This is a genomic window from Cytobacillus massiliigabonensis (assembly GCF_900199725.1).
GTDB lineage: Bacteria > Bacillota > Bacilli > Bacillales > Cytobacillaceae > Cytobacillus > Cytobacillus massiliigabonensis.
Map to the genome: position 1 here is coordinate 83,678 of NZ_LT904904.1, position 5,443 is coordinate 89,120.

The 5,443-nt window shown below is 51.7% G+C and carries 4 tRNA genes and 2 rRNA genes; all 6 read right to left on the minus strand.

Going from position 1 to position 5,443, the window contains the following annotated elements:
- Nucleotides 1-2,934: ribosomal RNA gene (locus C1726_RS11790) — 23S ribosomal RNA — on the minus strand.
- A gap of 263 nt (nt 2,935-3,197) precedes the next feature.
- A tRNA-Ala gene (locus tag C1726_RS11795) sits at nt 3,198-3,273 on the minus strand.
- 9 nt (nt 3,274-3,282) lie between these two features.
- A tRNA-Ile gene (locus C1726_RS11800) sits at nt 3,283-3,359 on the minus strand.
- 110 nt (nt 3,360-3,469) lie between these two features.
- Nucleotides 3,470-5,020 (minus strand): 16S ribosomal RNA (locus C1726_RS11805).
- The 16S and 23S rRNA genes sit together here with 4 tRNA genes alongside, the layout of an rRNA operon.
- Before the next feature lie 175 nt (nt 5,021-5,195).
- Nucleotides 5,196-5,271: transfer RNA gene (locus C1726_RS11810), tRNA-Ala, on the minus strand.
- A 12-nt stretch (nt 5,272-5,283) separates the two neighbouring features.
- Nucleotides 5,284-5,360: transfer RNA gene (locus C1726_RS11815), tRNA-Pro, on the minus strand.
- Between the last annotated feature and the right edge of the window lie 83 nt (nt 5,361-5,443).

Here is a 5,443-nt window from a genome sequence, read left to right on the forward strand (position 1 = left end):
TGGTTAAGTCCTCGACCGATTAGTATTTGTCAGCTCCACGTGTCACCACGCTTCCACCTCAAACCTATCAACCTGATCATCTTTCAGGGGTCTTACTAGCTTGACGCTATGGGAAATCTCATCTCGAGGGGGGCTTCATGCTTAGATGCTTTCAGCACTTATCCCTTCCGCACATAGCTACCCAGCGATGCTCTTGGCAGAACAACTGGTACACCAGCGGTGCGTCCATCCCGGTCCTCTCGTACTAAGGACAGCTCCTCTCAAATTTCCTGCGCCCACGACGGATAGGGACCGAACTGTCTCACGACGTTCTGAACCCAGCTCGCGTACCGCTTTAATGGGCGAACAGCCCAACCCTTGGGACCGACTACAGCCCCAGGATGCGATGAGCCGACATCGAGGTGCCAAACCTCCCCGTCGATGTGGACTCTTGGGGGAGATAAGCCTGTTATCCCCGGGGTAGCTTTTATCCGTTGAGCGATGGCCCTTCCATGCGGAACCACCGGATCACTAAGCCCGACTTTCGTCCCTGCTCGACTTGTAGGTCTCGCAGTCAAGCTCCCTTATGCCTTTACACTCTTCGAATGATTTCCAACCATTCTGAGGGAACCTTTGGGCGCCTCCGTTACTTTTTAGGAGGCGACCGCCCCAGTCAAACTGCCCACCTGACACTGTCTCCTGCCCCGATCAGGGGCATGGGTTAGAATTTCAATACAGCCAGGGTAGTATCCCACCGATGCCTCCACCGAAGCTGGCGCTCCGGCTTCCAAGGCTCCTACCTATCCTGTACAAGCTGTACCGAAATTCAATATCAGGCTACAGTAAAGCTCCACGGGGTCTTTCCGTCCTGTCGCGGGTAACCTGCATCTTCACAGGTACTATAATTTCACCGAGTCTCTCGTTGAGACAGTGCCCAGATCGTTACGCCTTTCGTGCGGGTCGGAACTTACCCGACAAGGAATTTCGCTACCTTAGGACCGTTATAGTTACGGCCGCCGTTTACTGGGGCTTCAATTCAGAGCTTCGCGTGAGCTAACCCCTCCTCTTAACCTTCCAGCACCGGGCAGGCGTCAGCCCCTATACTTCGCCTTGCGGCTTCGCAGAGACCTGTGTTTTTGCTAAACAGTCGCCTGGGCCTATTCACTGCGGCTCTTCGAGGCTTTAACACCCCAAAGAGCACCCCTTCTCCCGAAGTTACGGGGTCATTTTGCCGAGTTCCTTAACGAGAGTTCTCTCGCTCACCTTAGGATTCTCTCCTCGCCTACCTGTGTCGGTTTGCGGTACGGGCACCTTATCCTCGCTAGAGGCTTTTCTTGGCAGTGTGGAATCAGGAACTTCGGTACTATATTTCCCTCGCTGTCACAGCTCAGCCTTCACGCAAACGGGATTTTCCTCGCTTGCAGCCTAACTGCTTAGACGCACATATCCAGCAGTGCGCTTACCCTATCCTCCTGCGTCCCCCCATTGCTCAAACGGAGTTTGGTGGTACAGGAATATCAACCTGTTGTCCATCGCCTACGCTTTTCAGCCTCGGCTTAGGTCCCGACTAACCCTGAGCGGACGAGCCTTCCTCAGGAAACCTTAGGCATTCGGTGGATGGGATTCTCACCCATCTTTCGCTACTCATACCGGCATTCTCACTTCTAAGCGCTCCACCAGTCCTTGCGGTCTAGCTTCAACGCCCTTAGAACGCTCTCCTACCACGGACATCGGTAGATGTCCATCCACAGCTTCGGTGATACGTTTAGCCCCGGTACATTTTCGGCGCAGAGTCACTCGACCAGTGAGCTATTACGCACTCTTTAAATGGTGGCTGCTTCTAAGCCAACATCCTGGTTGTCTAAGCAACTCCACATCCTTTTCCACTTAACGTATACTTTGGGACCTTAGCTGGTGGTCTGGGCTGTTTCCCTCTTGACTACGGATCTTATCACTCGCAGTCTGACTCCCATGGATAAGTCTTTGGCATTCGGAGTTTGTCTGAATTCGGTAACCCGATGGGGGCCCCTAGTCCAAACAGTGCTCTACCTCCAAGACTCTTTCTACATGAGGCTAGCCCTAAAGCTATTTCGGAGAGAACCAGCTATCTCCAAGTTCGATTGGAATTTCTCCGCTACCCACACCTCATCCCCGCACTTTTCAACGTGCGTGGGTTCGGTCCTCCATTCAGTGTTACCTGAACTTCAACCTGGACATGGGTAGATCACCTGGTTTCGGGTCTACGACCACATACTCATTCGCCCTATTCAGACTCGCTTTCGCTGCGGCTCCGTCTATTCAACTTAACCTCGCATGTAATCGTAACTCGCCGGTTCATTCTACAAAAGGCACGCTATCACCCATTAACGGGCTCTAACTACTTGTAGGCACACGGTTTCAGGATCTCTTTCACTCCCCTTCCGGGGTGCTTTTCACCTTTCCCTCACGGTACTGGTTCACTATCGGTCACTAGGGAGTATTTAGCCTTGGGAGATGGTCCTCCCTGCTTCCGACGGGATTTCTCGTGTCCCGCCGTACTCAGGATCCACTCTGGAGGGAACGAAGTTTCAACTACAGGGCTTTTACCTTCTCTGGCCGGCCTTTCCAGACCTGTTCATTTACCTCGTTCCTTTGTAACTCCGTGTAGAGTGTCCTACAACCCCAAGAGGCAAGCCTCTTGGTTTGGGCTAATCCCGTTTCGCTCGCCGCTACTCAGGGAATCGCGTTTGCTTTCTCTTCCTCCGGGTACTTAGATGTTTCAGTTCCCCGGGTCTGCCTTCATTACCCTATGTATTCAGGTAAAGATTCTATCCCATTACGGATAGAGGGTTCCCCCATTCGGAAATCTCCGGATCAAAGCTTACTTACAGCTCCCCGAAGCATATCGGTGTTAGTCCCGTCCTTCATCGGCTCCTAGTGCCTAGGCATTCACCGTGCGCCCTTTCTAACTTAACCTACTTCGGTCAACAATCAGCTGCGTATTTCTGCGTCAACTCATTCGTCAACATCCTCACGTGCCAACTACGCACGTTCCGGTGTTTCCTCAATCGTTTCCTTGAACTACTTGCTTCTTGTTGCCCTCATGGTTTGTGCTCTTATTTTGATTATAAAAAATCATTTAATAAGAGAAAACTAAGATGGCGATTACTCGGTTATTCTTCTTTATATACATTATCTAGTTTTCAAGGAACAAAAAATAACGAACGGATTCGTTATGTTGGTGGAGCCTAGCGGGATCGAACCGCTGACCTCCTGCGTGCAAGGCAGGCGCTCTCCCAGCTGAGCTAAGGCCCCGTTATGAAATGGTGGGCCTAAATGGACTCGAACCATCGACCTCACGCTTATCAGGCGTGCGCTCTAACCAGCTGAGCTATAGGCCCATATAACGGAAAAATATTATTTAGTTAAACATAGAGAAAGGATTACTCTCTCAAAACTGAACGAACAATAAAACGTCTTTTAATGAAGTTAGACTTCATTTCATCCTTAGAAAGGAGGTGATCCAGCCGCACCTTCCGATACGGCTACCTTGTTACGACTTCACCCCAATCATCTGTCCCACCTTAGGCGGCTGGCTCCTTGCGGTTACCCCACCGACTTCGGGTGTTACAAACTCTCGTGGTGTGACGGGCGGTGTGTACAAGGCCCGGGAACGTATTCACCGCGGCATGCTGATCCGCGATTACTAGCGATTCCGGCTTCATGCAGGCGAGTTGCAGCCTGCAATCCGAACTGAGAATGGTTTTATGGGATTGGCTAAACCTCGCGGTCTTGCAGCCCTTTGTACCATCCATTGTAGCACGTGTGTAGCCCAGGTCATAAGGGGCATGATGATTTGACGTCATCCCCACCTTCCTCCGGTTTGTCACCGGCAGTCACCTTAGAGTGCCCAACTGAATGCTGGCAACTAAGATCAAGGGTTGCGCTCGTTGCGGGACTTAACCCAACATCTCACGACACGAGCTGACGACAACCATGCACCACCTGTCACTCTGTCCCCCGAAGGGGAAAGTCCTATCTCTAGGATTGTCAGAGGATGTCAAGACCTGGTAAGGTTCTTCGCGTTGCTTCGAATTAAACCACATGCTCCACCGCTTGTGCGGGCCCCCGTCAATTCCTTTGAGTTTCAGCCTTGCGGCCGTACTCCCCAGGCGGAGTGCTTAATGCGTTTGCTGCAGCACTAAAGGGCGGAAACCCTCTAACACTTAGCACTCATCGTTTACGGCGTGGACTACCAGGGTATCTAATCCTGTTCGCTCCCCACGCTTTCGCGCCTCAGCGTCAGTTACAGACCAGAGAGTCGCCTTCGCCACTGGTGTTCCTCCACATCTCTACGCATTTCACCGCTACACGTGGAATTCCACTCTCCTCTTCTGCACTCAAGTCTCCCAGTTTCCAATGACCCTCCCCGGTTGAGCCGGGGGCTTTCACATCAGACTTAAAAGACCGCCTGCGCGCGCTTTACGCCCAATAATTCCGGACAACGCTTGCCACCTACGTATTACCGCGGCTGCTGGCACGTAGTTAGCCGTGGCTTTCTGGTTAGGTACCGTCAAGGTACCGCCCTATTCGAACGGTACTTGTTCTTCCCTAACAACAGAGTTTTACGATCCGAAAACCTTCATCACTCACGCGGCGTTGCTCCGTCAGACTTTCGTCCATTGCGGAAGATTCCCTACTGCTGCCTCCCGTAGGAGTCTGGGCCGTGTCTCAGTCCCAGTGTGGCCGATCACCCTCTCAGGTCGGCTACGCATCGTCGCCTTGGTGAGCCGTTACCTCACCAACTAGCTAATGCGCCGCGGGCCCATCTGTAAGTGATAGCCGGAGCCATCTTTCAGCTTTTCCGCATGTGAGGAAAAGAATTATCCGGTATTAGCTCCGGTTTCCCGAAGTTATCCCAGTCTTACAGGCAGGTTGCCCACGTGTTACTCACCCGTCCGCCGCTAACTTTTGGGAGCAAGCTCCCGCAAGTTCGCTCGACTTGCATGTATTAGGCACGCCGCCAGCGTTCGTCCTGAGCCAGGATCAAACTCTCCAATAAATTGTGAGTTGATTAGCTCATAAATGTCTTTTTGATAAAAGACTAAAAATAATAAACGTTGACGTTTTTGTTCGTTCAGTTTTCAAAGAGCAATATTTTTATTTCTTCGTCACTCAAGGCGACTTTAAAACATTACTACATTTAAAATGTTAAGTCAATAACTTTTTAAATGTTATGGTGGAGCCTAGCGGGATCGAACCGCTGACCTCCTGCGTGCAAGGCAGGCGCTCTCCCAGCTGAGCTAAGGCCCCATTAGATATGAATGGTCGGGAAGACAGGATTCGAACCTGCGACCCCTTGGTCCCAAACCAAGTGCTCTACCAAGCTGAGCTACTTCCCGTTTTTAAATGGCGCGCCCGAAAGGAGTCGAACCCATAACCTTCTGATCCGTAGTCAGACGCTCTATCCAATTGAGCTACGGGC